This window comes from Vibrio sp. 1-1(7) (assembly GCF_013048485.1).
GTDB lineage: Bacteria > Pseudomonadota > Gammaproteobacteria > Enterobacterales > Vibrionaceae > Vibrio > Vibrio fujianensis.
In genome coordinates this window covers 1-26,533 of the sequence record NZ_VHSP01000005.1, presented here as the reverse complement: position 1 = coordinate 26,533, position 26,533 = coordinate 1, and the positions used below count along the sequence as shown (strand labels likewise).

General features: G+C 43.3%; 25 protein-coding genes, 1 tRNA gene, 2 rRNA genes and 1 other RNA gene. 14 read left to right on the top strand and 15 right to left on the bottom strand.

What is annotated here, in order from left to right; all coding sequences use genetic code 11:
- Window positions 1-6 precede the first annotated feature (6 nt).
- Complete coding sequence (gene rpoE / locus FKN05_RS14125; protein WP_099610549.1) at window positions 7-579, bottom strand: RNA polymerase sigma factor RpoE; 573 nt, start codon at window positions 577-579, stop codon at window positions 7-9.
- Between the two features lie 532 nt (window positions 580-1,111).
- Here rpoE and nadB point away from each other — a divergent pair.
- A complete protein-coding gene (gene nadB / locus FKN05_RS14120) occupies window positions 1,112-2,719 on the top strand; it encodes an L-aspartate oxidase (protein ID WP_161428468.1) in 1,608 nt (535 codons plus the stop codon).
- A gap of 2 nt (window positions 2,720-2,721) precedes the next feature.
- Here nadB and FKN05_RS14115 read toward each other — a convergent pair whose 3' ends face one another.
- Together FKN05_RS14115 and FKN05_RS14110 are read right to left on the bottom strand one after the other, a co-directional pair.
- On the bottom strand, window positions 2,722-3,033 hold the full coding sequence (locus tag FKN05_RS14115) for a hypothetical protein (RefSeq protein WP_099610547.1): 312 nt from the start codon (window positions 3,031-3,033) through the stop codon (window positions 2,722-2,724).
- Between the two features lie 61 nt (window positions 3,034-3,094).
- Window positions 3,095-3,355, bottom strand: a complete 261-nt coding sequence (locus FKN05_RS14110; RefSeq protein WP_099610546.1) for an FAD assembly factor SdhE — start codon at window positions 3,353-3,355, stop codon at window positions 3,095-3,097.
- 148 nt (window positions 3,356-3,503) lie between these two features.
- On the opposite strand from FKN05_RS14110, the gene ygfZ reads away from it, so the two are divergent.
- The 3 genes from ygfZ (at window position 3,504) to ytfK (ending at window position 5,589) form a co-directional block, all read left to right on the top strand.
- The gene (gene ygfZ / locus FKN05_RS14105; RefSeq protein ID WP_170887793.1) at window positions 3,504-4,475 is read left to right on the top strand and encodes a tRNA-modifying protein YgfZ; all 972 of its coding nucleotides are present in this window, start codon (window positions 3,504-3,506) and stop codon (window positions 4,473-4,475) included.
- The gene (locus tag FKN05_RS14100; protein ID WP_170887843.1) at window positions 4,468-4,980 is read left to right on the top strand and encodes an aminoacyl-tRNA deacylase; all 513 of its coding nucleotides are present in this window, start codon (window positions 4,468-4,470) and stop codon (window positions 4,978-4,980) included. The genes ygfZ and FKN05_RS14100 overlap by 8 nt, the downstream gene beginning before the upstream one ends.
- A 402-nt stretch (window positions 4,981-5,382) precedes the next feature.
- Window positions 5,383-5,589 carry a stringent response modulator YtfK gene (gene ytfK / locus FKN05_RS14095; RefSeq protein ID WP_078925982.1) on the top strand — a complete coding sequence of 69 codons (207 nt, stop codon included), beginning with the start codon at window positions 5,383-5,385 and terminating at the stop codon, window positions 5,587-5,589.
- An 83-nt stretch (window positions 5,590-5,672) separates the two neighbouring features.
- Here ytfK and FKN05_RS14090 read toward each other — a convergent pair whose 3' ends face one another.
- From FKN05_RS14090 to FKN05_RS14080, 3 genes are read right to left on the bottom strand one after another with little or no spacing between them, the layout of a single operon-like run.
- Window positions 5,673-6,881 carry an FAD-dependent 2-octaprenylphenol hydroxylase gene (locus FKN05_RS14090; RefSeq protein WP_170887792.1) on the bottom strand — a complete coding sequence of 403 codons (1,209 nt, stop codon included), beginning with the start codon at window positions 6,879-6,881 and terminating at the stop codon, window positions 5,673-5,675.
- 13 nt (window positions 6,882-6,894) lie between these two features.
- The gene (ubiH, locus tag FKN05_RS14085) at window positions 6,895-8,079 is read right to left on the bottom strand and encodes a 2-octaprenyl-6-methoxyphenyl hydroxylase (RefSeq protein ID WP_099610543.1); all 1,185 of its coding nucleotides are present in this window, start codon (window positions 8,077-8,079) and stop codon (window positions 6,895-6,897) included.
- An 11-nt stretch (window positions 8,080-8,090) separates the two neighbouring features.
- Entirely contained in the window at window positions 8,091-8,663 is a 573-nt protein-coding gene (locus FKN05_RS14080) for a YecA/YgfB family protein (RefSeq protein ID WP_170887842.1), read from the bottom strand.
- 229 nt (window positions 8,664-8,892) lie between these two features.
- Between FKN05_RS14080 and zapA the strand changes: the two genes are divergently transcribed.
- From zapA to serA, 5 genes are all read left to right on the top strand, one after another.
- Window positions 8,893-9,201, top strand: a complete 309-nt coding sequence (gene zapA, locus FKN05_RS14075; RefSeq protein WP_099610542.1) for a cell division protein ZapA — start codon at window positions 8,893-8,895, stop codon at window positions 9,199-9,201.
- Between the two features lie 14 nt (window positions 9,202-9,215).
- Window positions 9,216-9,399: non-coding RNA, 6S RNA (gene ssrS, locus FKN05_RS14070), on the top strand.
- A gap of 4 nt (window positions 9,400-9,403) precedes the next feature.
- Window positions 9,404-10,018 carry a 5-formyltetrahydrofolate cyclo-ligase gene (locus FKN05_RS14065; RefSeq protein ID WP_170887791.1) on the top strand — a complete coding sequence of 205 codons (615 nt, stop codon included), beginning with the start codon at window positions 9,404-9,406 and terminating at the stop codon, window positions 10,016-10,018.
- Window positions 10,019-10,109: 91 nt separating this feature from the next.
- Window positions 10,110-10,766, top strand: coding sequence for a ribose-5-phosphate isomerase RpiA (gene rpiA / locus FKN05_RS14060; protein ID WP_161428473.1), 657 nt, complete (start codon window positions 10,110-10,112; stop codon window positions 10,764-10,766).
- Window positions 10,767-11,019: 253 nt separating this feature from the next.
- On the top strand, window positions 11,020-12,249 hold the full coding sequence (gene serA, locus FKN05_RS14055; RefSeq protein ID WP_161428474.1) for a phosphoglycerate dehydrogenase: 1,230 nt from the start codon (window positions 11,020-11,022) through the stop codon (window positions 12,247-12,249).
- Window positions 12,250-12,331: 82 nt separating this feature from the next.
- On the opposite strand, the gene ilvN is transcribed toward serA, so the two are convergent.
- From ilvN to FKN05_RS14025, 6 genes are all read right to left on the bottom strand, one after another.
- Window positions 12,332-12,826: an acetolactate synthase small subunit gene (gene ilvN, locus FKN05_RS14050; RefSeq protein ID WP_170887790.1), complete on the bottom strand. Its 495-nt coding sequence runs from the start codon at window positions 12,824-12,826 to the stop codon at window positions 12,332-12,334.
- A 1-nt stretch (window position 12,827) separates the two neighbouring features.
- Window positions 12,828-14,561: an acetolactate synthase 3 large subunit gene (locus FKN05_RS14045; protein ID WP_249339328.1), complete on the bottom strand. Its 1,734-nt coding sequence runs from the start codon at window positions 14,559-14,561 to the stop codon at window positions 12,828-12,830.
- Window positions 14,562-14,965: 404 nt separating this feature from the next.
- The gene (locus tag FKN05_RS14040; RefSeq protein WP_099610536.1) at window positions 14,966-16,771 is read right to left on the bottom strand and encodes an AMP-dependent synthetase/ligase; all 1,806 of its coding nucleotides are present in this window, start codon (window positions 16,769-16,771) and stop codon (window positions 14,966-14,968) included.
- A 179-nt stretch (window positions 16,772-16,950) separates the two neighbouring features.
- On the bottom strand, window positions 16,951-17,910 hold the full coding sequence (gene leuO, locus FKN05_RS14035) for a transcriptional regulator LeuO (protein WP_099610535.1): 960 nt from the start codon (window positions 17,908-17,910) through the stop codon (window positions 16,951-16,953).
- Between the two features lie 335 nt (window positions 17,911-18,245).
- Window positions 18,246-19,301 (bottom strand): MJ1255/VC2487 family glycosyltransferase, encoded by a 1,056-nt coding sequence (locus FKN05_RS14030; RefSeq protein ID WP_170887789.1) that lies wholly within the window; start codon window positions 19,299-19,301, stop codon window positions 18,246-18,248.
- Window positions 19,298-19,831 carry a phosphatase PAP2 family protein gene (locus FKN05_RS14025; protein WP_099610533.1) on the bottom strand — a complete coding sequence of 178 codons (534 nt, stop codon included), beginning with the start codon at window positions 19,829-19,831 and terminating at the stop codon, window positions 19,298-19,300. Before FKN05_RS14025 ends, FKN05_RS14030 begins: the two co-directional genes overlap by 4 nt.
- A gap of 393 nt (window positions 19,832-20,224) precedes the next feature.
- Here FKN05_RS14025 and leuA point away from each other — a divergent pair, with 393 nt between their 5' ends.
- The 5 genes from leuA (at window position 20,225) to FKN05_RS14000 (ending at window position 25,900) form a co-directional block, all read left to right on the top strand.
- Window positions 20,225-21,775, top strand: a complete 1,551-nt coding sequence (leuA, locus tag FKN05_RS14020) for a 2-isopropylmalate synthase (protein WP_170887788.1) — start codon at window positions 20,225-20,227, stop codon at window positions 21,773-21,775.
- A 51-nt stretch (window positions 21,776-21,826) separates the two neighbouring features.
- On the top strand, window positions 21,827-22,918 hold the full coding sequence (leuB, locus tag FKN05_RS14015) for a 3-isopropylmalate dehydrogenase (RefSeq protein WP_161428494.1): 1,092 nt from the start codon (window positions 21,827-21,829) through the stop codon (window positions 22,916-22,918).
- 57 nt (window positions 22,919-22,975) lie between these two features.
- A complete protein-coding gene (leuC, locus tag FKN05_RS14010) occupies window positions 22,976-24,379 on the top strand; it encodes a 3-isopropylmalate dehydratase large subunit (RefSeq protein WP_099610530.1) in 1,404 nt (467 codons plus the stop codon).
- Window positions 24,380-24,394: 15 nt separating this feature from the next.
- A complete protein-coding gene (leuD, locus tag FKN05_RS14005; RefSeq protein WP_170887787.1) occupies window positions 24,395-24,997 on the top strand; it encodes a 3-isopropylmalate dehydratase small subunit in 603 nt (200 codons plus the stop codon).
- Window positions 24,998-25,111: 114 nt separating this feature from the next.
- A complete protein-coding gene (locus FKN05_RS14000) occupies window positions 25,112-25,900 on the top strand; it encodes a DUF547 domain-containing protein (RefSeq protein ID WP_170887786.1) in 789 nt (262 codons plus the stop codon).
- Window positions 25,901-25,941: 41 nt separating this feature from the next.
- Here the strand turns inward: FKN05_RS14000 and rrf (FKN05_RS13995) are convergent.
- The 3 genes from rrf (FKN05_RS13995) to rrf (FKN05_RS13985) all read right to left on the bottom strand — a co-directional run bounded on the left by rrf (FKN05_RS13995) (window position 25,942) and on the right by rrf (FKN05_RS13985) (window position 26,363).
- A 5S ribosomal RNA gene (rrf, locus tag FKN05_RS13995) occupies window positions 25,942-26,057 on the bottom strand.
- Window positions 26,058-26,088: 31 nt separating this feature from the next.
- Window positions 26,089-26,164: transfer RNA gene (locus FKN05_RS13990), tRNA-Thr, on the bottom strand.
- 83 nt (window positions 26,165-26,247) lie between these two features.
- A 5S ribosomal RNA gene (gene rrf, locus FKN05_RS13985) occupies window positions 26,248-26,363 on the bottom strand.
- Window positions 26,364-26,533 lie beyond the last annotated feature (170 nt).

The window sequence follows — 26,533 nt, the reverse complement described above, 5'->3', positions numbered from 1 at the left end:
GCGGCGTTATAAAAACGATTTAATTCGCTTTTCAACCGCTTCACGAGCACGGAAGATACGAGAACGCACCGTACCAACGGGGCAATCCATGACTTCTGCGATATCTTCGTAACTTAAGCCTTCCAGCTCTCGCAACGTCATCGCGGTTTTTAAATCCTCAGGCAATGCTTCTATTGCGCTAAATATCACCTGCTTTAATTCCTTGGACAACGTAATGTTTTCAGGGTTCGATATTTCTTTGAGTGCATTACCACCTTCGTAAAATTCAGCTTCTTCAGCATCAACATCGTTGGCCGGCGGCCGGCGGCTTTGCGCAACGATATGATTTTTCGCGGTATTAACAGCAATGCGATACAGCCAAGTATAAAACGCACTCTCGCCACGAAATGTTGGGATGGCACGATAAGCTTTGATAAAGGCTTCTTGTGCAACATCCGCCACATCTCCAGAATTGCTCACATACCTAGAAATAAGATTGCAAACCTTGTTTTGATATCTCAATACCAACAGATTGAATGCTTGCTTATCCCCGTTCTGAACTCGCTCAATCAACACTTGATCGGTCAGTTGATCGTTCATTCGAGCGGTTACTCCTATTGTTATCTCCCTTACCTTCTCAGATATGGACTCTAATTATGCAGAATGTTGTCTTGACACCACTGCCTACATGAGCACTATTGTGACTCAATAAACGAGAAAAAGTTCAAGTATAAGGTAAAATATTTCGCCTTAATACCGCAGTCTTATGCAGTAACCCGCTTAACTCTCGTATGGAAATTCGTTTTGCTTGTATGGCATTCGTCTAAATTAATTATCGACACCCGCACATAGTGGGGATAGCCTTTAGAAAAGACAATAGCATTTATAACATATTGTCTTTACCTGCAAGTTAGCTTGCTTGGCGTTATTGTCACGAGCGACATGCTAGACAACCAAGCCGACTGCACGGCAGGTAATGCGAATGAGATCTCAAGCGACATAAAGGATTCACCGAGCTTGATCCACTCGCGAGTTGACCGAATAAAACCACTAATAACCCGAATACCATTCGTGTTTTATTTTAATCTAGAGTAGGAACACTCTACTTTGAGTTCAGGAAGTTAACCATCTTATGGACGTAAATCGAGAACATCAATGCGATGTATTAGTTATCGGCAGCGGTGCCGCAGGATTATCCTTAGCGCTGCAAGTTGCCGAGCAGTGCAATGTCATCGTATTGAGCAAAGGACCTCGTAGTGAAGGGGCAACCTATTATGCACAAGGCGGTATCGCTGCCGTCTTTGATGAATCTGACAGTATCGAATCTCATGTTCAAGATACTTTAATTGCCGGTGCCGGAATCTGTAATCAAGAGACCGTCCAATTCATTGCTGAGCATGCCAAAGCCTGTGTTCAGTGGTTGATTGATGGTGGCGTTCCTTTTGACAGAGAAGAGAATGATGACGATGCACATCCTCGTTATCATTTAACTCGTGAAGGAGGCCATAGCCACCGACGAATACTGCACGCTGCGGATGCCACAGGAATGGCGATGCAGACCTCTTTGCAAGATAACGTGCATAACCACCCTAACATTCGACTATTCGAACGTTACAATGCACTCGATTTAATTACTGAAGACAAGATTGGCGGCAAAGCAAATAAAGTCATAGGGGCCTATGTTTGGAATCGTAACGTCGAGCATGTTGAAACCATTCGAGCCAAATTTGTGGTACTTGCGACAGGTGGCGCATCTAAAGTTTATCAATACACCTCAAACCCCGATGTTTCTTCTGGTGATGGTATTGCTATGGCTTGGCGTGCAGGTTGCCGAGTCGCTAACCTTGAATTCAACCAATTCCATCCAACATGCTTATATCACCCAGAAGCTCGAAACTTCTTACTTACTGAAGCCTTACGTGGCGAGGGAGCGTACCTTCGCCGCCCTGATGGTTCCCGCTTCATGCCTGATTTCGATAAGCGCGCTGAACTGGCACCTAGAGATATTGTTGCTCGTGCCATCGACTATGAAATGAAACGCTTAGGTGCAGACTGCATGTATTTAGACATCAGCCATAAACCAGCCGACTTTATCGAAAAGCATTTTCCTACCATTTACACCCGCTTGATGGATCTTGGCATTGATATGACCAAAGAACCGATACCGATTGTTCCTGCCGCTCACTACACCTGCGGAGGCGTAATGATCAACCAACAAGGACAAACCGATCTTGCTCAACTGTATGCCATTGGTGAAGTGAGTTATACCGGTTTACACGGAGCAAACCGTATGGCTTCTAATTCATTATTAGAATGTGTGGTTTATGCTTGGTCTGCTGCACAAGATATTCTTCGTCGTCACCCTTGTGCACAAATGCCGCCTTCATTACCAAACTGGGACGAAAGCAAAGTCACTTGCTCGGATGAAGAAGTGGTTATTCAGCACAACTGGCACGAACTGCGCCTATTTATGTGGGACTACATGGGCATTGTTCGAACCGATAAACGTTTACAGCGTGCACTGCGTCGCATTCAACTGCTACAGCAAGAAACGCATGAGTACTACAGCAACTTCAGAGTGTCGAATAACTTGTTGGAATTACGTAACTTGCTGCAAGTGGCAGAACTGATGGTACGCTGTGCGATGCTACGTAAAGAGAGCCGAGGCCTGCACTATACGTTAGATTATCCCGATCAACTAGAAAATAGCGGGCCAACTATTTTGACACCAACCAAATAATATTAATGGGAGCGATACTGCTCCCGTTTTAATTTCACCAATAGCTGTCGGTAGTCAGATTCATCACAGCTATCGCGCCACAATAACCAACGCGCCCCTTGACCTCGAATAATCAAGAAAAGATGTCGATAGAGAAAATCGACCTGATGAAAAACAAAATCATCGTCACCCACACGTAACTCTCCTGAAAAATTGATTTCAATCTCATCTTGTAAAGATGTGGGGAGCCAACTCAATACTGGATAGGAGAAAAGCAAAGCAATCATCGCCATGCTGGCAACAAGTGGAATAGAGGAAGCTAAGATCGCCCACACCAGAGCCGCCAACAGAGAAAAGGCGATGATATGAGCGAGAAAAGAAGGCTTTAAATAAAGCTTAACGGACCTTGCTAAGATTATGTGCGACAATTTTGTCTACCATCGCTGCATGACCCAAATTTTCTGAGCGGCCATGTCCCATGATCCAAGTAAAAAGGTCAGGATCATCACATTCAAGTAACGAAACAAAATCTTGCTGTTCTGTCTTACTTAATGATTCAAAACACTCTTCAAAGAACGGCATGATAACTACATCAAGTTCAAGCATTCCACGTCGGCATGCCCATTTGATGCGCGCTTTTTCTTCCGTAGTGTACATTGGCTTTCCTCACCTTAATATTTAATTTCGCCAAGTGTAACAACCAATGTTAAATTCAACTAGTAGCTTAGTCACAGTCCCTGTTCAAGCTGACAAAAAAGTTGATCCAGATTAACATAACGGAAAGAGTCTTACTCAGGTAAAAAATATGAATTGGAAAAATACATTTACCACACTCGCTATCACCAACAGTACACCACTCCCAGAGCTAATGATTAGTCACTTAACCCATTGGGGCGTGATTGAGTTATCTGGCGACGATAAAAAAAATTACCTGCAAGGGCAAGTGACCTGTAATGTGGTCAGCCTAGAAACAGGACAATCTTGCTGGGGGGCACATTGTGATGCGAAAGGAAAAGTATGGTCTGCTTTTCGTCTCTTTCATCATCATGATCGCTACGCCATGTTCCAACCTCAATCGGCCATTGAAGCAGAGCTACATGAACTAAAAAAATACGCCATTTTCTCTAAAGTTGAAATCAGAGAAAGCACCGATATCGCTTTGGGTATTATGGGGGTAGGAGCAGAGGCATGGATCAATCGTTTCACTTCAAGTCGGGAAGATGTTCGCCCATTACCAAACGGTACCGCAGTAAAAATCGATGCTTTACGCTGGCTATTACTGATAGAAGAATCAACGGCTGAAGCGTGGCTCAATCAAAGTGATGCCAACAAAGTGGATCCTGCCATCTGGACCTATTTTGATATTCAACACGCCTATCCCATCATTCATCACACACAACAAAATGAACACATCCCACAAGCATTAAACTTACAGTCGCTTGGTGGTATTAGTTTTACAAAAGGTTGCTACACAGGGCAAGAAACCGTAGCCAGAGCCAAGTATCGCGGTATCAATAAACGAGCGATGTATATCGTACAAGGTAATACTCAGCAACCACTCGCTTCCGAACAAGCCTATTCATTAGAACGTGCGGTCGGTGAAAACTGGCGTCATGCTGGCGAACTCATGGCGCATTACAGCTTTACCGACCAAACGGCGATAGGGTTAATTGTCCTGCCCAATAACCTTGAGCCGGAAACAAAATTGAGACTCACTGAACAACCTGAAACTCACTGGACTATCTGCCCACTGCCGTATACGTTAGATGATGAATAAGCCGTTTTCTACTGCCATTACCCAGTATCTAGACAGCCATCAGGTTAGCTACCAGCTACTACCTCATCAAACCGCGACCATTACGATTGAAGAAACCGCGCGTCAGCGTGGTATTCTTGCTAGTCAAATGGTCAAAACTCTCCTCCTACGAGATATGGGAAATCGTCTGGCATTAGCCTGCATACCGGGTAATGCTGCAGTTGACCCCAAAAAAGTTCGTCAAGTATTAGAGTGGCGGAGAATGACCTGTGTCGATCGCTCGCAAGTCGAATCAATTACCGGATATCCGGTTGGCACAGTCACGCCACTGTGCCTTAAAACATCAATGCCTATTTTATTTGATCATGCCATTTTACAGCATTCAATTGTCACCATTAGCAGTGGCTCTTCTTTAGCAGGCATTGCTCTATCAGTACAAGATTTGATTCAGCTCTGTCAACCAAGGTTTGCTGATATTCAACGAACCGTATCCGTTGAAAAGACCATGATAAATTGCCGCCAATGAAACAAACTAGCGAGAGCGAATATCGCTTGTAGCGCCAGGTAATCATGTCGCGCGTCATACCTCGCCCATGCATTTTGCCCACGGATCCCCGTGGGATTTTTTACACACAATTAACACCATCATTACTCATTGACTTATAATTCAACTATTCTTAAAACTGTCACATTGGTTTGGCTTAATAATCAAAGCATCACACTATTTCTCTCTTATGGCCTGGATGGAGAAGAGTCAAGCGAGGATTGTACTAAGAAAGGGTTTAATTTAGAGAATGAACCAATTTTGCTAATAACAGCACAAATCACTGAAAAAACTAACTGTAACTTTGGATATATCCGGCGAAATCACAGTATCGCCTACCGATTTAACTTACACTGAGCTAAACAAATAAAAAAGGATCGAAGTATGAGACTGTTTAAGCGCTATACACCGAGTATGATAGCTAAACACGTAAGTCGTCTTTTTAAAGGAAGAATTTATATCTATGGTGTCGGTAAATTTGAGTTTGATAATGGGAAGTTGATTCTTCCAGAACGTGCTGAACAGCGACATTATCAAACCGTCAATGAAGTCAACCAAGAGATTCGACGCTTACGCTGCGCTTATGCTTGATCAACATTAAAAAAACTAGGGTTGGCAAATGCCAACCCTAGTTTTTTATTGTTAAATGATTACTCATAATCATCAGCAGACGATTACCTTTTGGCTAACTCAGGTAATTCACCTTTTAACCCCAAAGCATGTAGCATTATTTCTTGTTTTACTCCTGGGATTTGCCCTGCAAGACGCATCCCAACCCCTCGAATCAATTTCTTCGCAGGATAGCTTCCCGCGAATAAATCTTTAAATCCTTGCATTGCCGTTATCATTTTCGCGGCCTCGGCTTTTCGCCAACGTTCATAACGGCGTAAATTTCGCCGCTGGCCGATATCTAAGCCTTGCTGCCAAGCCGATAACACCTCTTGCGCTAGGCTCGCTGCATCTAGCAAACCGAGGTTAACCCCTTGCCCCGCAAGTGGATGAATCGTGTGGGCCGCATCTCCAACCAACGCCAGACGCTCAGCGACAAAATCACGAGCGTAACGTGCGGTGAGTGGCACCGTGTACCGCTGACCGACAAGTTGACATAAGCCAAGTCGACCATCAAATTCGACCGTAAGTGCTTTATTAAAAACCGACGCCTCCATCGCGGCTAAACGCTCGGCTCGGCTCGGCTCTGTTGACCACACAATAGAACTCATGTGTGGCTCAGACATAGGAAGAAAAGCTAAGGGGCCTTGTGGAGTAAAGATCTGTCTTGCTACGCCTTGATGCGGTTCATGCGTTCGAATATTCGCCACGAGTGCGCTATGGCCATAATCCCAATAGGTGAGCGGAATATCCATTTGGCGACGAACCCACGAATTGGCCCCATCTGCTCCAACAACTAACTTGGCGGTGAGCGATTGTCCATTACTTAAACTCAACCATGCTTCACTTTCACCAATTGCTAAACTTTGACACTGCGCGGGCATAAACAGTGTTAGATTGGCTTGTTGTTTCACTTGATCCAATAACGCTAGTTGTACCACTCTGTTTTCAACAATATGACCGAGATTAGGCTGAATTAATTGCTGAGCACAAAACTCAATTCGAGCAAAGCTGTCTTGTTCCCATACCTCCATCGCTTGATAGGGCGAAGCTCGACGCTTTATGATTCCGTCCCAAGCATTGACGTTTTTTAACACCATTTCACTCGCACGATTCAATGCAGATACGCGAACATCAGGTAGCGGATCTAATTCAGCTTGAGGAAGCTGGCTTTCAATCATCGCTATTCTTAAGTCTGAATCTTTAAAAGCAGCCGCAAGCGCAAGGCCGACCATTCCTCCGCCCACAATGGCAATATCTACACTTTGCATCATAAATTTGTACCTTTTATCGATTGACCACACCAAGTGTGCGTTGAAGCAAGGGGATACTTAAAAATGAGAAACTATCCATTGCCATTAAGCCAAGATTACGTCCAATACGAAAGCTCATCCAATCATTCGAAAAAAGATGAACCAAGGTTGAGGTCAATTGAATAGTGGCCAGACGATCCGCTGTTCGACGCTGCTGAAAACGGCTCAATGATGAATAATCACCAATCTGATCACTCTTGATGATCTCTTCTGCTAGGCTAGCCACATCACGAATAGCAAGATTAAAGCCTTGCCCAGCAATCGGGTGAAGAGTTTGTGCTGCATTGCCGATCATCGCAAAACGGTGAGAAACTATATTGTGACGATAACGAAGCGCTAATGGGTAACAACTACGCTTGCCTGCTTGGATGAAGCGTCCGATACGCCAGCCAAAATCTCGCTGTAACTGTTCCAGAAAGCAAGAATCATCCATCTGCATGATTTGCTCTGCCACCAAGGCAGAAACACACCAAACTAATGATAACCGATTATCATCCATCGGGAGTAAGGCCAATGGGCCAGAAGTGGTAAAACGTTCAAACGCTCGTCCTTGATGAGGTTGATTCGTTTGTACATTCGCAATTACCGCCACCTGATGAAAATCTAGCTCTTGTTGTGGAATGCCTAATTTTTCGCAACAGGTTGATCTCGTACCGTCTGCTGCAACCAAGAGTTTACCAACCAGATGTGAGTTATCCGATAAAGTGACCGAAACCGAGTCTAATGAACGAGAAATATGGGACACGCTAGTCGGACAATATTGGGCAATATTCACACATTGTGCCATTTTTTCAGCATATAAAGCGCCCACTCGAGCTAACTCAACCACGTACCCTAAAGCATCCAACGCAAGAGATTGAGCATGAATCTCTGTCATACCAGCATGAGAACGATCCGAAACATGGATATCCGTAATGGCAGTGGCGAAAGGACGCATAGCATCCCATAGCTGCCACTGCTCCAGCAGAGCCACCGTACCATGAGAAAGAGCGATCGCTCGATCATCAAAACCGGGATGAGCATGATGATCGACTTGAAAAGCTTCAATCACAGCAATAGACAGCTTTCCTCGGCTCAAGGCATTCAATGCCAGGGCCAGTGTCGCTCCAGCCATTGCCCCCCCCGCGATGATGACATCAAAACATTTCTCGTCACTCACCCTAACCTCACTTAGTGAATCATCGGCTTAACTGCTGGTTCAGATTTGCAGAACTCAATATACAGCGTAAAAACACACGCCTTGATGTGTTCAATGATTTGCTCTAATAATTGAGCTTGTTGCTGTAGATCATCTTCTTCATCAATGGCTAATTTGGCAATTTCTTCTAAATCTTGTAACGCCTCTTTGGCGTCTGACGACGCGCGGGTTAGATCTATCGCCGCTAAACCCAGCCCAGAAATAAAATGGTTCACCCAATCAACCACGCCATCAGCAAACTGATACAGCGCTTCATCATCATGATTCACTGGAACTAATAGCGTTAATTTAAAATCACGGCTTGCCAATTCACTATGCGTTGCTAAAAACAGTTGCTTCACCTGTGTTAATGCTTGTTGCGGCCAACCTAAGCCATCATTGGTATAATCAAAGATGAGCGCTTGCCAACTGGCGTCATCGACAGTTACTCCTCCCGCTAACATTCCAGCTAATAAGCCATGCAGTTCAGCAGGATTTATCGCCAATGAGGCCGATTGCAGATCACTGGCTAATTGGTTATAACTGGGAAAGGTCGCTTCACTCATAATCACTTCATCTAGGTAAATAAACGCCATCCTACCACTTCAACGATTAACCGAAAACGCCCATATGACTAGCTTTTATTCAAATTGCCCAATAAGTAGTTTTTTAGCTATCAATTTAGACTTATCGGCGTGAAAAGCTTGAATCTTGATAGCGCTTTACCTATAGTTTGCCCCTCGATGGTTTGGCAATTGCACCCATCTTTAGTTGCGCGAATAGAGTTCACTTATCATGAGTAATCAAGCCGTTGAGGTTGAAATATTAGGCAAAATAACCCGAGTTAATTGCCCCAAAGGGCAGGAAAGCTCTCTGGTTCGTGCCGCACAAGATCTTGATCAACGATTGAAAGATATGGCCGAACGTACTAAAGTTACTAATGAAGTTAAGTTATTGACTATCGCAGCATTGAATATTTGCTACGAATTACAAACAGAGCGGCAAAAACAAGATGATCTACACTCGCAATTGAATAGACGGGTTGATGAACTCGCAAACTCATTGCAAGCCGCGCTCAATAAAGTACAGCAGCAAGGCCACTAAAGCCTGCTTAAAGTTTTACCCTGGAGTGTTCGTCAGCGGATGTAAGTCCCTGAGCCGATAAGCAACACCAAAGGGTTGGTATTCGATTGCTATTGAGCAAGCTCGGCTCGTACCGAGAAGCCTACGGCAACCATTGCTAATCCGCCTTGAACCAGCTGGTTCAAGGGCCTCAATCCTCAACGGCACTCTGGGGTTTCCTAATATGTCATCGACTCGTCAATATTTTCGTCAATCCATTCGACAAAGACGCCATCAACTGTCTCGTGAAGCTCAACGGCAAGCAGGGTTAGATTTGGTGGATATCTTTGCAAAACAGCCAGAATTAACGTGCTGCCAACATATCGCGTTGTACCTTTCAACCGATGGTGAACTCAACACCACGCCACTCATTCACTGGTTATGGGCCCAAGGAAAATCTGTCTATCTTCCCGTATTGCACCCGTTTTCTAAAGGGCACCTGCTCTTTTTACATTACCAACTTGATACACCGATGGCTTATAACAAATATGGCATTATGGAGCCTAAACTCAATAAGTGGCTAGTAAAACCAGCCCAAGAATTAGATCTTATCTGTACGCCATTAGTGGCTTTTGATGCACAAGGTCATCGGCTTGGTATGGGGGGAGGTTACTATGATCGAACGCTTTCAACCTGGTTTAAAACGGGTCAAGGAGCCAAACCGATTGGACTGGCTCATGATTGCCAATACGTCAAAACCTTACCGATTGAAAGCTGGGATATTCCCCTCCCCCAAGTTGTCACCCCTACACGCTCTTGGCAATGGAACGTATATTCGCGCTTCTCTCAATCTAAATGAATTGTCCGCTTCTCCAGTACATCTGTGTGTCTTTTGAGTATATAATCGCGCCGCACACGCATTAACTCATAAACCATGATAGGAGACAGGCATGACTCAAGATGAGATGAAAAAAGCCGCCGGTTGGGCTGCTCTAAAATACGTAAAAAAAGGCAGTATTGTTGGCGTAGGGACGGGATCAACGGTCAATCACTTCATCGATGCACTGGGTTCTATCAAAGATGACCTTCAAGGTGCCGTATCCAGCTCTATCGCTTCTACTGAAAAACTTCAAGCACTCGGTATCAAAGTTTACGACTGTAATGATATTGATCAGTTAGATATTTATGTGGATGGGGCGGATGAAATTAATCCTCAGCGAGCCATGATCAAAGGCGGAGGAGCTGCACTGACCCGTGAGAAAATTGTCGCAGCCATTGCTGATCAATTTATTTGTATTGTTGATGGCACCAAAGCCGTTGATATTTTAGGTAAATTCCCGCTTCCTGTTGAAGTCATCCCGATGGCTCGCTCCTATGTCACAAGAGAGCTAACAAAATTAGGTGGAACCCCTATTTATCGTGAAGGGGTTATCACTGACAACGGTAATGTGATTCTTGATGTCCATGATCTACAAATTCGTGATCCTAAAACGCTCGAAAGCCAAATAAATGCTATCACCGGAGTGGTGACCAATGGTTTATTTGCCCACCGTGGAGCCGATGTAGTCATTACCGGAACAGCACAAGGTGCTAAAATCGAAGAATAAGATTGATAAAAACTACACTTTTTTGTTATTTGATTACAAACGGCACACTAAGTGCCGTTTTTTTCGGTTTTTCTATAAGAAAATTATTTCTTATTACGTAATTTCCTTACCCAAATGACAAAATATTTGTTAGTTTAATGGGGTGTAGCAACACAGGGAAAACGTTTGCGTTGAATAAAAAAAGTTAAATAATCTACGTTTTACTTGGCGTTTGCTTGATTAGCCCACCATCCCATATTTAAGGACGAGAATAATGGCCAAAGTTTCACTGGAAAAAGACAAAATCAAAATCCTACTCCTTGAAGGACTTCATCCATCATCAGTAGAAGTTTTGCAAGCTGCTGGCTATAGCAATATTGAATACCATAAAGGATCTTTGGAAGAATCAGAACTGATTGAAGCGATCCAAGATGTACATTTTATTGGCATTCGTTCGCGCACCAATTTGACAGAAAAAGTGATCAATGCGGCCAATAAATTGGTTGCGATTGGCTGCTTCTGTATTGGAACCAACCAAGTCAACCTTAATGCTGCCGCTAAACGAGGTATTCCGGTATTTAATGCTCCATTCTCCAATACCCGAAGTGTCGCAGAACTAGTATTAGGAGAAATTCTGCTCCTGCTACGTGGTATCCCTGAAAAAAATGCCCTGGCTCACCGCGGAATCTGGAAAAAAAGTGCCGATCATTCATACGAAGCTCGTGGCAAATGTTTAGGTATTGTCGGCTATGGGCATATTGGCACACAGCTCGGCATCATCGCAGAAAATTTAGGCATGCGAGTCTATTTTTATGACATAGAAAGTAAACTTTCTTTAGGAAATGCAACACAAGTTCATACCATGAGTGAATTGCTCAATAAGTGTGATGTTATTTCCCTTCATGTACCCGAAACACCTGAAACCAAAAACATGATGGGTAAAGACGAATTTGCTCGCATGAAGCCAGGTTCTATCTTTATTAACGCCGCTCGTGGAACGGTAGTTGATATTCCAGCCTTGTGTGATGCACTGGCATCTGGTCATATTGCTGGGGCCGCTATTGACGTATTTCCGACAGAACCAGGTTCAAATAAAGAAGCATTTGAGTCACCTTTAATTGAGTTTGATAATGTCCTGCTGACTCCTCATGTCGGAGGCTCAACCCAAGAAGCACAAGAAAACATTGGAATTGAAGTTGCAGGAAAACTGGCTAAATACTCCGATAATGGTTCAACGCTCTCTAGTGTTAACTTTCCTGAGGTATCTCTACCACAACATCGTGATTGTTCGCGCCTATTGCATATTCATGAAAATCGCCCGGGTATTCTGACTCAGATCAACACCATTTTTGCACAAGACGGGATTAACGTTGCAGCACAATATTTGCAAACCAATGCAACCATTGGTTATGTGGTGATTGAAGTTGAAACGGCCCGCTCAGCAGAGGCCTTAGCTAAATTGAAGAGCATTGATGGTACGATTCGTGCCCGTATTTTGCACTGATCGTGTAACGGCAAGATAGACAATAAAAAAACCAGCCCAAGTCGGCTGGTTTTTTATTGATATGCAATGGAGGCGGAAAAGACTAGCCTCGTAATGCTCGTTCTCCACGAGTCATCCCAACCACACCACTTCTGGCGACTTCAATCACATCTGTAACTTCGACAATCGCGTCAATAAATGCATCTAATTTATCACTGGTTCCGGTTAACTGAACGGTATATTGCGCGGCAGTCACATCAACAATTTGCCCTCGGAATATGTCAGCCGTTCGTTTTACTTCTGCACGAGCAAACCCACTCGCCTTCACTTTTACCAGCATCAATTCACGCTCAATATGCTCAAACTCCGAAACTTCCTGTACTTTTAATACATCAATTAACTTATGCAGTTGCTTTTGAATCTGCTCGAGTTGCATTTCATCGGATGTCGTGGTGATCGTCAGGCGCGATAATGTTTCATCATCCGTTGGAGACACGTTGAGCGTTTCAATGTTATAGCCACGCTGAGAGAACAATCCAACCACCCGTGATAACGCTCCCGGCTGGTTTTCTAGTAATAATGAAATAATGTATCTCATATTAAGTTCTCTCCGTTTTGCTTAACCACATTTTATCCATTCCTTCGCCTTTAATCTGCATCGGATAAACATGCTCGGTTTCATCAACATGAATATCCACAAACACCAAGCGATCTTTCATGTCTAACGCTCGCTGTAGCTGGGGTTCTAATTCACTTGGATTAGTAATTCGAACCCCTACATGACCATAAGCTTCGGCAATAGCAGCAAAATCAGGAACAGAACTCATATAAGAGTTAGAATAACGCCCCTGATAAATAATATCCTGCCATTGCTTTACCATACCTAAGAAGCGGTTATTTAAGTTAATGATCTTAACCGGAATGCCATATTGCAGAGCGGTTGAGAGTTCTTGGATATTCATTTGAATACTACCATCTCCTGTCACTACCACGACTTCCTCATCAGGTAAGGCAAATTTCACTCCCATGCCGGCAGGCAAACCAAAGCCCATGGTGCCAAGGCCTCCAGAGTTAATCCATTGGCGAGGTTTATCAAAAGGATAATAGAGCGCCACAAACATTTGATGTTGCCCCACATCCGAGGCGATATACGCCTTGCCCTTGGTTAGCTTAAATAATGTTTCAATCACTTGCTGAGGCTTGATTCGATCGACAGATGGCTCATAACTTAAACATTGCCGATCACGCCAACTTTGAATATCAAGCCACCATTGATCTATCGCTTGACTATCGTTTCCTTCCGCTTGTTCTTCGAGCAATGTCAGCATGTTTGCTAAAACTTTATCCGCAGAACCCACGATAGGTAAATCAACTTTCACGTTCTTCGAGATCGAAGAAGGATCGATATCAATTTGCATGACTTTGGCATTCGGGCAATATTTTTCCAGATTATTCGTCGTTCGATCATCAAACCGTACGCCAATCCCAAAAATCAAATCAGCGTGATGCATCGCCATATTGGCTTCATACACACCATGCATACCAAGCATACCGAGGAAGTTTTTATGTGTCCCTGGGAAAGCTCCCAGCCCCATCAATGTACTCACAACGGGTAAGTTTAACGCTTGCGCAAGTTGACGAATTTGCTTATCTGCTTGTGAAATAATCGCGCCACCACCAATATATAGTACCGGTTTTTTTGCAGCTAATAGTGCTTTTAACCCTTTCTTAATTTGCCCTTTATGCCCAGACGTTGTCGGATTATACGAACGCATTTGTATGGTTTGTGGATACTGATACGGAAATTTGATCAGCGGATTCATTACATCTTTAGGAAGATCAATCACAACCGGGCCAGGGCGGCCCGTTGAGGCAATAAAAAAAGCTTTTTTAATCGTTTCAGGAATATCCTGCGCGTCTTTCACCAAAAAACTGTGTTTTACGATAGGGCGAGACACTCCCACAATATCGCACTCCTGAAAAGCATCATTACCGATTAAGTTGGTCGCAACGTTACCAGAAATCACAATCATAGGAATGGAGTCCATATAAGCGGTGGCAATACCAGTAACGGTATTCGTGGCTCCAGGTCCTGAGCAAACCAATACTACGCCCGGTTTCCCTGTCGCTCGAGCATAGCCATCTGCCATATGAGTTGCCGCTTGCTCATGACGAACAAGAACATGTTTAATCTTATCGGTTTTTTCGTGCAAAGCGTCGTAGATATCAAGTACCGAGCCGCCTGGATAACCAAAAATCTGTTCTACACCTTCTTCGATGAGAGATTGAACCACCATCTCTGCACCAGATAACATTGCAGTACTGGGTAACATTGTCATTTTTCTCCTTACCTTTTTCTCATCACAAGGTCCGTGAATGAGATAGGTTTTACATAGTTTAGGGCTTATTCGTAGCCTAATTCGAAAACACTCCGCTTTCGGCTATGTCCTGCACAGGTCATAACCTGTGCTAGGTAACATCACAACTTTACCCCTTTATTTTTATTCGGTCTAACTGCTCAATCGGGACATTTTTAGCAATATAGGGGAAAAAACCGATAATTAGGATTCAATGTGGGATAAACGTTTAAAACTAGAGATAAAAATGATTAACTTGTTAAAAAAAAGAGAAAAATTTTATAGCGGAACGCATCAAAAGGGAGGAAAAAGGCCGTTTAGGAGCAAAATCATCGACCTATCTAAAAAACAGCATAATAGGTCGATGGAATAAAACGTGGTTAATCTTTTGGCTTATCGTGATACATCTCTTCGATTTCCTGTTGATACCGATCATTAATCACTTTACGGCGCAGCTTTTGCGTCGGTGTAAGCTCGCCTTGATCCATAGAAAAGGCTTTTGGCAGCAATTTGAATTTCTTTACTTGTTCAAATTTTGCCAATCCTTGCTGCAGATCGTTCACGCGTTTTTCAAATAACTCAACAATTTGGCTGTGCTTAAGTAATTCTATCCGATCATGATATTTGATGTTCAACTCTTTAGCATATGATTCAAGCGTATCAAAACAAGGAACGATCAAGGCGGATACAAATTTACGAGTATCAGCAATGACCGCAATCTGCTCGATAAAGTGATCTTTACCAATCGCCCCTTCTACAACTTGCGGTGCTATATATTTTCCACCAGAGGTTTTCATTAATTCTTTAATACGATCGGTGATAAAAAGGTGACCATACTCATCAATATGACCAGCATCACCTGTTTTTAAAAAGCCTTGTTCATCAAAAGTTTGCTGGGTTTCTTCCGGCATTTTATAGTAGCCACGCATGACCATCGGCCCACGAACTAAAATTTCGTTGTTCTCGCCAATTTTAATTTCAACGCCCGGCATGGATAATCCAATCGAATCAGGATTAAACACATCGTCATCCCAGCAGGAGATCGTCGCCGTGGTTTCTGTCATACCGTAGCCAAGCTTCACATTAATGCCAATAGCATGAAAAAAACGCCCGATCGTTTCATCTAATTTCGCCCCACCACAAGGCATAAAGTGAATTCGTCCACCGAGTAATTCGCGTAATTTCGATAGTACTAATGTATTCGCCCAGTCATAGCTATAGCGTAAGAAAACTGATGGCTGACGTTTTTCCTGTTTGCATAGCGCCATCTTCGCCCCCATGTTGACAGCCCAAGTAAATAAGGCTTTACGATGAAAGGGAGCTTTTGCTACTTTTTCATGTATAGCAGAGAAGATTTTTTCGTAAAAACGTGGTACTGCACACATGACTGTGGGGCGGATTTCAGACAATGCCTCACGAACCAGCCTTACGTCTTGCAAATAGCAGTTGGTCGCGCCTTTATAAAGAACATAACAAGTCCAAGCACGTTCAAAAACATGGGAAAGGGGCAAAAAACACAAAGATACGTCATCACTCGATAAGCTTAACCGCTGATCATGCCCTTCTAGCTGAGCTCCAATATTTCGATAATCAATCATGACACCTTTAGGTTGTCCAGTGGTGCCTGAGGTATAGATCAATGTGTAAAGATCATCGTAGGTTGCAGCCGCTAAACGCTCTGCTAACTCGACCTCTTGGACAGATGAACCCTGAGCGATAAAATCATCCCAAGAAAAAGCATGCACAAATCCTTTTAGATCGACTTGTTCATTCATAGCAACAATCAGCTGCAATTGTTCACATTGTTCAAAAATCGATAGGGCGGCATCATATTGTGCTTGATCTCCTACGAAGAGGATTTTCACATCAGCATTTTGTAGGACATAAGCCGACTGCTCAGGTGTATTGGTAGGATAAATGGGTACCGTCACCAGCCTTGCTTGCAGGGCAGCAAAATCAGCAATAGTCCATTTCGGCATATTAGGAGCATAAATACCTATTTTATCTTGCACACTTAAGCCAAAAGATAATAAAGCTAAAGAGACCTGATCAATTTGCTGGCCAAATTCCTTCCAGCTAATCCCTTGCCACTCTTTACCGACTTTATGCCGTAACGCGATACGATTTCCGCCAAGAGAAACTTGTTCTTTAATGCATTTAACAATATGAAAATCTAAATTGGCCATTTCTCTTACCTTTAGCTTACACCTGTAAGCTCTATTTTGAGCGCACAAGTGTACATTCAACCAGTAAAAAGACAACTGACCCGTATCAAAATTTTACAAAATATCAAGGCAACTAAAATAAAAAAACCTCAGGTCAGAACTTTCGCCCACCTAAGGTTAAAATAAAACAACAATTAGCATTACTTCCGTGCAACAACTTCGCCACAGATCACCATAAGTTGATCTCGTAGCCAAATGTGCCCTTTGTCTTTCTCACTCGACTCATGCCAACTTAAATAACCGCTGATACTAGCATTGTCAAATGGGAAAGCCAGTATTTGTAACTGCGATTTATTCGCTGCGTGCTCCACCATCCAACGAGGGGCGATTGTCACCAATTCCGATTGCCCTACCACATAAAGCACATTACTCAGGCTGGTTCCTTCATAACTCGGGTGACAATCGAGATCTCGATAGGCCTGTTCAGAAAAACTGCGTTGCCCATGTACTTTAGAAAGCTTGGCATGTTGCTCCATGGCTAAACCTTCTCGAGTCACACTACCTTGGATCCGTGGGTGAGATTTTGCAGTCACAACAACAAGTTCGTCTTGAAATATTTCTGTACTAGAAAAGCCTTGTGCGTCAAAACAAGCATAATCAATCACGAAATCAATTTCTTGATAACGCATCCGTTCTGCTAGTTTTCGATCAAACTCAGCATCTAAATGTAACTGAACATGAGGGGCTTGTTGATGGATACTCGTCATAATTTTTGGTGCAAAGCGGATATCACAAGGGCTGCAAATAGCCAATTTAAACAAACGCGTTGAGGTTTCTGGAGCAAACACAGAGCTCGGTAGTTCATTACGAATTAATTGCAGTGCTTGACGAATCGGGCCAAACAGTTGTCGTGCACGCTGAGTCGGCTGAATACCACGTCCTTGGCGCATGAATAACTCATCATTAAACATAACTTTGAGTCGGGCGACTGCATTACTGACCGCAGGTTGTGACATACCCAAATTATGAGCTGCACGTGTAATATTTTGCTCTTGCATTACCGCATCAAAAACCGTGAGCAGATTTAAATCCACACTACGTAACGTGCTTTCCATACGATAGCTAGCAATCGCGCTTACGGGATCTTTTTTATTAAGCATGAAGTACGCCTCTTGTTATTATTCAATTCGTCACAGGTGACCAATTCAAATCAGATTGGCGAATAGAAAATTAGATTATTGGGTGTCCAGATAACTTCTGGTTGAGTTGTACTATCAACCATTCATTTGTTGAATAGCAACACGATTGATAAAAAGTCAGTAAATTTTACCCGATTAGAAAAAAAGTCAATATTTTTCAAAATATTAACTTTTCATAAAAAAAGATAAAAATATTTTAGTGATGGTTTTTTACAAAGCATTGATGAGACAAATAAATATAAGGATGGAAAATTTTAACATTCACCATAAAGATAAGATAAGAAAGATCATATAACTCATAGCGAATTAATCGCAGCATAGTCAGGAAAATCGACCTGTTTCCATAGCGTATCACATAACGCTGAGTGATCGTTCCATGCGCCATTTATCACCCAATCGGCTACCGCATTAGCAACATCCGGATAATTGACCCGTTCAGCTTGCTTCTCATTCAGCCACCGGCCAATAACAGAAGCATCTAAAAAATCCATCGTACTCGCTAAGCCTAGTAGATCCAATGTTGCCACATTACTTTGCTGTTCAAACTGACCGGAAAGCGGCTTTAATAGTAGTTTTTTACCCAGAGATAACGCTTCAGAAGGTAACTCAAATCCACCATTGGCAATAACGCCATTACAACGGTGTAAATGCTCATGAAAAGCACGATGACATAAAGGTTTTAATTCAATATTTTCCACAATAGCGTGATCCAAGACGGTTGGATGGTAACAAATAAACCGATGATGAGAAAAACGGCTCAATAATTCACACACTTGATGTATTTCCTCAAAAGGTAAATACACTAAAATAAAGTGCTCATTGCCGCCACCTGATGATAAGTGGGTATTTACAATCGGAGGAAGAATCGCTTGATTAAAGTGATACCAATAAAGAGCTAAATGGTGATCAGCCGGAGCAAAATACTGCAAAATTATATGATCAAGCCAAGTTATGCCTTTAAGTGGAACCGAATAACGAAAAGCATTTTGATGACTCAAACTAATACAAGGAACCGCTTGACGCTTTGCTGCCCATGCACTGACGGGTTCAAAATCATTAATGACTAAATCATAACCATCCAGATCTAACTGATCCACTTCCTGTAAAAAAGCCCACAGATTGGTTCGCATCGCAGTTTTTAAGTAGCTGACTTTCCCTCGTACCGTGATAAAACTCAGCCCTCGCCGAGTATAAAAATCACCAAAACATTCCATGGAAAAATAATCCGCTTTTTCTCTTCCTGAAAATAAGAAATCAATCGATACTTTGTGTTTTGTAAAAGCTTGACTCATCGCTCTCGCTCGACTGATATGGCCATTTCCTGTCCCTTGCACACCGTATAAAATTCTCACATCCAGCCCTCCATAAGCGAAAGTGATAGCATGGCGCAGCTGGTGCCAAGCATCGCACCAATGATAACGTCAGTGAGAAAATGTACGCCTAATAAGATACGAGCAGAGCCAATCACGCCTGCCCATAATAAAGCACCCAAAAACAACGAAGGATAAAAATGACCAATTAAGATCGCCATAAGAAAAGCCGCGGCGGTATGCCCTGACGGTAAACTATACCGATCGGAAGGGGTGATAAAAGCCGTTAACAATGGTGAGAATTCTTCCGGTCGACGGCGTTGGACACTATTTTTAAGTGCCCAATACACAGGTAATTCTATGGCAAATGCAATAAGCCCAGTCGTTAAAAAATTCATCCCATTTGAGCCATCCGTTGTCCAAGCGAGCAACCCAAAAATAAGGTATAGATGCCCATCTCCGGTATGAGAGATCGCTTTGCTAAATCGAGCCACCGGCTGATTAAACTTGTGATGTAGACAAATAATAGAAAAGGCCAAATCTAATTTAGCAATCGGTTCGAGGGTACGCATGCCTCACCTCCTTGATTGAGTTCTACCCTTTCAACATAGGTAAGAGAGATGACAGATCCGTGACTGTTTTTTGGTGAATCGATGAATTTACTTCATTTATAGTCGATATATATTTCTGAGAAAATGATCCGATATGAATAAAAAATCAACTTAATGGTTGACGTGTCAGGTTGAGTGCGGTACTAATTTGTTAACTTAATTGTGTGGAATGTTACTGATGACATCACGTTTTTCTCTCCTGCTGGGCCTACTCCTTATCGTGAACCATTCGCGCGGGTAGATTGTGGAAGAAAAATAGCACACAAGATTACATAAAACCCGCATCGAGATGCGGGTTTTTTTATAAGTATATTCAGGAAGTAAACGATTAACTGTCGAGATCAGGGAGCCTATATGAGCGATCAAGTTATTATATTCGATACCACATTACGTGATGGTGAACAGGCATTGTCTGCCAGCCTTACAGTAAGAGAAAAACTACAAATCGCCTATGCTCTTGAACGACTAGGAATCGATGTCATTGAGGCCGGTTTTCCTGTTTCCTCTCCCGGGGATTTTGAATCCGTTCAAACGATCGCCAAACATATTAAAAACAGCCGAATTTGTGCTCTTTCTCGAGCGGTAGAGAAAGACATCGATGCCGCTGCACAAGCATTAAAAGTGGCTGAGGCTTTTCGTATTCACACCTTTATCTCAACCTCTACCATCCACGTGCAAGACAAGCTACGTCGCAGCTATGACGATGTTGTAGAGATGGCCGTTCACGCGGTTAAGCATGCTCGTCACTATACTGATGATGTTGAGTTTTCTTGTGAAGATGCAGGAAGAACCCCGATTGATAATCTATGTCGGATGGTGGAAGCGGCTATTAATGCCGGTGCATCAACCATCAATATTCCTGATACCGTAGGGTATACCGTTCCAAGTGCATTTGGTGGCATTATCCAAACCCTGTTTAACCGCGTACCTAACATTGATAAAGCGGTGATTTCTGTTCACTGTCACGATGATTTAGGCATGTCTGTGGCTAACTCTATTGCCGCCGTTCAAGCTGGAGCCCGCCAAATTGAAGGTACGATTAATGGTATTGGTGAGCGTGCGGGCAACTGTGCTCTAGAAGAAGTAGCCATGATCTTAAAAACTCGCCAAGATCTTTTGCAGGTTCGCACCAACATTCGACACCAAGAAATTAGTCGAACCAGTAAATTGGTCAGTCAGCTATGCAATATGCCAATACAAAGTAACAAAGCCATTGTTGGAGCAAATGCTTTTAGCCATTCTTCGGGCATTCACCAAGATGGGGTATTAAAAAATAAGAACACCTATGAAATCATCACACCTGAATCGATCGGGCTAAAAAATCAGGTGCTGAACTTAACCAGCCGCAGTGGTCGCGCGGCTGTTAAAAGCCATATGGATTCAATGGGTTATAAAGAAAGCGAATACAACCTAGATGCATTATATGAAGACTTCTTAAAACTGGCGGATCGTAAAGGCCAAGTGTTCGATTATGATCTAGAAGCGCTAATGCACTTCTCAAATCTGCGCGAAGAGGATGATTTTTATAAGTTAAACTACCTCAGCGTACAATCAGGTAGTGTCATGGCCACTACAACGATTAAACTGCAATGCGGTAGTGAAGAGAAATGTGAAGCAGCGGTCGGGAATGGCCCTGTCGATGCTCTCTACCAATGTATTTATCGTGTTACTGGTTATGAAATCGTCTTAGATAAGTTCGACCTCACTGCAAAAGGGGAAGGTGAAGATGGATTAGGCCAAGCCGATATTATCGCAAATTACAAAGGCCGAAAATATCATGGTACGGGTGTTTCGACTGATATTGTTGAGGCATCAGGACAAGCCTTGCTTCATGTCATCAATAGCATTCATCGAGCGGATCAAATTGCCGAGATAAAGCAGAATAAAAAAATCGCTACCGTATAAAATTTAGCGCTAGCAAACACAATTGAAATAAGAAATTAGAGAAGGACGACTATGACAAGTAAAAATTACCGGATCGCCGTTTTACCCGGTGATGGCATTGGCCCAGAAGTCATGCAGCAAGCTCATAAAGTGCTGGATGCGATTGAACAGAAATATGCATTAACCTTTACACGTGAAGAACATGATGTCGGCGGTATCGCCATTGATAATCATGGATGTCCACTACCAGAGAGCACCCTCAAAGCGTGTGAAGAAGCCGATGCGGTTTTATTTGGTTCTGTCGGTGGACCAAAATGGGAACATTTACCACCGAATGATCAACCTGAGCGTGGCGCTCTGCTGCCATTACGTAAACATTTCCAACTATTTTGTAATTTGCGCCCTGCAAAAATTCATCGTGGATTAGAAGCTTTTTCACCACTACGTGCCGATATTTCCGCTCAAGGTTTTGATATTGTCGTTGTACGCGAATTAACTGGGGGAATTTATTTCGGCCAACCCAAAGGGCGCGAAGGAGAAGGGGCGAATGAAAAAGCCTTTGATACTGAAGTGTATCACCGCTTTGAAATCGAACGAATCGCTCGTATCGCCTTTGAATCAGCTCGCTTACGTCGCCAAAAAGTCTGCTCTATCGATAAAGCTAACGTATTGCAAAGTTCGATTTTATGGCGCGAGGTCGTAACAGAAATAAGCAAGGAATATCCAGATATCGAGCTATCACATATGTATATCGATAATGCAACGATGCAATTAATCAAAGATCCAGCTCAATTTGATGTCATGCTTTGTTCCAATATCTTCGGTGATATTCTCTCCGATGAATGCGCGATGATCACCGGTTCAATGGGCATGTTACCTTCTGCTAGCATCAACGAAAGCAAATTTGGATTATATGAACCAGCAGGTGGCAGTGCCCCCGACATAGCAGGAAAAAACATCGCCAATCCTATCGCACAAATTCTCTCGGCAGCGCTTATGCTCCGTTATAGTTTAGGCGAAGAGCAAGCTGCACAATCAATTGAAGCAGCGGTTAGCCAAGCGCTTGCAGAAGGACAACTAACTGGCGATCTTGCTAGCGGGAAACCCGCTCTATCAACGTCAGAAATGGGCGATGTTATCGCACAATATATTCTAAACGCATAGTATTCAAAGTCGGCAATGATCGGCTCTCATTGGCTCAAAGAGCTCAAGGAAGAAGCAATGTCAAAAGCAAAAACCTTATACGAAAAAATTTATGATGCCCATGTGGTGGTTGCCGCTGCGGGAGAAACGCCGATTTTGTACATCGACCGCCATCTAGTCCATGAAGTGACCTCTCCACAAGCCTTTGATGGGCTACGTGAAAAAGGACGTTCGGTACGTCAAGTCAGCAAAACCTTCGCCACCATGGATCACAACGTCTCTACCACCACCAAAGACATTAATGCGTCGGGGGAAATGGCTCGGATTCAAATGCAAACCCTTGCTAAAAACTGCGCAGAATTTGGTGTGACCTTATATGATATTAACCATAAATATCAAGGTATTGTGCATGTCATGGGGCCAGAACTTGGCATCACGCTACCAGGCATGACGATTGTTTGCGGTGATTCACACACCGCAACACATGGTGCGTTTGGCTCACTCGCATTTGGTATCGGCACTTCAGAAGTCGAGCATGTCCTCGCGACCCAGACTTTAAAACAAGGCCGTGCCAAAACGATGAAAATCGAAGTGCGGGGTAAAGTGGCTCCCGGCATCACGGCTAAAGATATTGTGCTAGCCATCATTGGCAAAACTACCGCTGCGGGTGGCACTGGTTATGTGGTTGAGTTCTGTGGGCAAGCCATTCAAGACCTTTCCATGGAAGGTCGAATGACTGTCTGCAATATGGCGATTGAACTCGGCGCAAAAGCTGGCTTAATTGCCCCTGATGAAACGACCTTTAATTACATTAAAGGTCGCAAGTTTGCGCCACAAGGTCGTGATTGGGATGACGCTATAAAATACTGGCAAACACTAAAAACCGATCCAGATGCGCAATTTGATGCGGAAGTGATCCTTGATGCCAGTGAAATCAAACCACAAGTTACTTGGGGAACCAACCCCGGACAAGTGATTGCTATCGATCAACCGATTCCATCACCAAACGACTTTACCGATCCCGTTGAGCGTAACTCCGCAGAAAAAGCATTAGCTTATATGGGGTTAGACGCTGGGAAAATGCTCTCTGATTACAAGGTGGATAAAGTGTTCGTTGGTTCGTGTACCAATTCGCGTATTGAAGATATACGTGCCGCAGCGTTAGTCGCACAAGGTAAAAAAGTGGCTCCCCATGTTCAAGCCTTAATTGTGCCGGGTTCCGAGCAAGTCAAAGCACAAGCGGAAGCAGAAGGCTTAGATAAGATTTTTATTGAAGCTGGATTTGAATGGCGATTACCCGGTTGTTCAATGTGTTTAGCCATGAATAACGATCGCTTAGCACCGGGAGAACGCTGCGCTTCAACTTCAAACCGTAACTTTGAAGGGCGTCAAGGCCGTGATGGCCGAACTCATTTAGTCAGCCCTGCGATGGCCGCCGCCGCCGCCATTAGTGGGCACTTTGTCGATATTCGTCAACTTTAATTCAAGGAGAACACCATGTCAGGATTTCAGCAACATACCGGATTAGCCGTTCCTCTTGATGCCGCCAACGTGGATACCGATGCGATTATCCCAAAACAGTTTTTACAAAAGGTCAATCGCACTGGGTTTGGTAAGCACCTGTTTCATGACTGGCGTTTTTTAGACGATGCAGGTGAAAAAACTAACCCGAAATTTGTCATGAATCAGCCTCGCTATCAAGGAGCGAGTATCTTGCTTGCCCGTGAAAACTTTGGTTGTGGCTCGTCTCGAGAGCACGCGCCATGGGCATTGGCCGATTACGGTATCAAAGTGATCATCGCCCCAAGTTTTGCCGACATTTTTTATGGCAACTCGATTAATAATCAGATGATTCCGGTACAACTGACTGATCAAGAAGTCGATGAGCTGTTTAGCTATGTTCAGCATACCGAAGGAGCAACCATTAATGTTGACCTACAAAGCCTAACTGTTTCGGCTAACGGCAAAACCTACCATTTTAAAATTGACGATTTTCGACGTCACTGTTTATTAAATGGTTTAGACAATATAGGCCTCACCCTACAACATGAGACAAAAATCGCTGAATATGAAGCGAAAATACCACGTTTTTTAGCTTAGATAACTCAACGACTATTAGAAAAAGGGCTGCCTAGGCAGCCCTTACTTTTTAATCTTCTCATTTGAACTACACTGTCTGCTGGCTGCATTCTGCTTTTTTTCATTAAGGAATCTATGAAATACTTACTGTCGCTTTTAACCTTATGCTGGTCATTATCGATCACCGCCGCACCTAAATCTGAATTGTGGAATTACTGGGATCAACATGACCAATCCAATCTACAAGAGGTCTCTCATCAAACTTGGCAACAACTGCTCGATAGCTACCTATCTCAACAAGGCATGCATACCGTTTTCGATTATGCCAATCTACAAGCCTCGGACCGAGAAAAATTACAAGCTTATATTGACACCCTGACAAGGCTAGATCCGAGAACGCTAAATAAGCAACAGCAGTACGCTTACTGGATCAACTTATATAACGCACTCACTGTCAAAGTAGTCATTGACCATTATCCTGTATCATCGATTACCAAGATTGGTGGCTGGTTTCGCTTTGGACCTTGGGATCTACCATTAATAGAAATCGCTAATCAAAAGCTGACTCTTAATGATATTGAGCATCGAATTTTGCGGCCTATCTGGCAAGACGCAAGAATTCATTATGTGGTCAATTGTGCCAGCCTTGGTTGTCCCAATCTCCAACCTGAAGCATTTACTGCAGATAATACTGAGCATTTACTGGAACAGGCTGCTTATGAATTCATTAACAGCGATAAAGGCGTTAAGAGTAACCATCGACATTTGATTCTATCTTCTATTTATCAATGGTATGCTGAGGATTTTGGTTCACAAGATGAATTATTGGATCACCTTATTCGCTATCGTCCAAAGCTAGCTAATGATGAAAGAATAAAGCGAAGTTTTCGCTATGAATACGATTGGCAATTAAATCGTAAATAGCAAAAGGCCTCTGTATTACTACAGAGGCTTTTCAAATGAGTACCTGGCGATGTTCTACTCTCACATGGGGAGACCCCACACTACCATCGACGCTGTTTCGTTTCACTTCTGAGTTCGGCATGGAATCAGGTGGGTCCAAAACGCTATGGTCGCCAAGTGAATTTTTATAGCTGAAGCTATTGAATCACTGGTGCTGATACCCAGAATCGAACTGGGGACCTCATCCTTACCAAGGATGCGCTCTACCGCCTGAGCTATATCAGCAGATCTATTTTTAAACTGCTAGTTCGCTTATTATCAGCGCTAGAGTCACTTCTCAACATTATGGTTAAGAAGTTTAAATTGGTGCCTGGCGATGTTCTACTCTCACATGGGGAGACCCCACACTACCATCGACGCTGTTTCGTTTCACTTCTGAGTTCGGCATGGAATCAGGTGGGTCCAAAACGCTATGGTCGCCAAGCAAATTTGTTTCTCTAATCTCTAGAGAATAATCTGGAAAGCTGTTTTTTGTTCTCTACACATTCAATGCACTCAATTGAGCCCATCAAAACCTCTTCGGTGTTGTATGGTTAAGCCTCACGGGCTATTAGTACAGGTTAGCTCAACGCCTCACAACGCTTACACACCCTG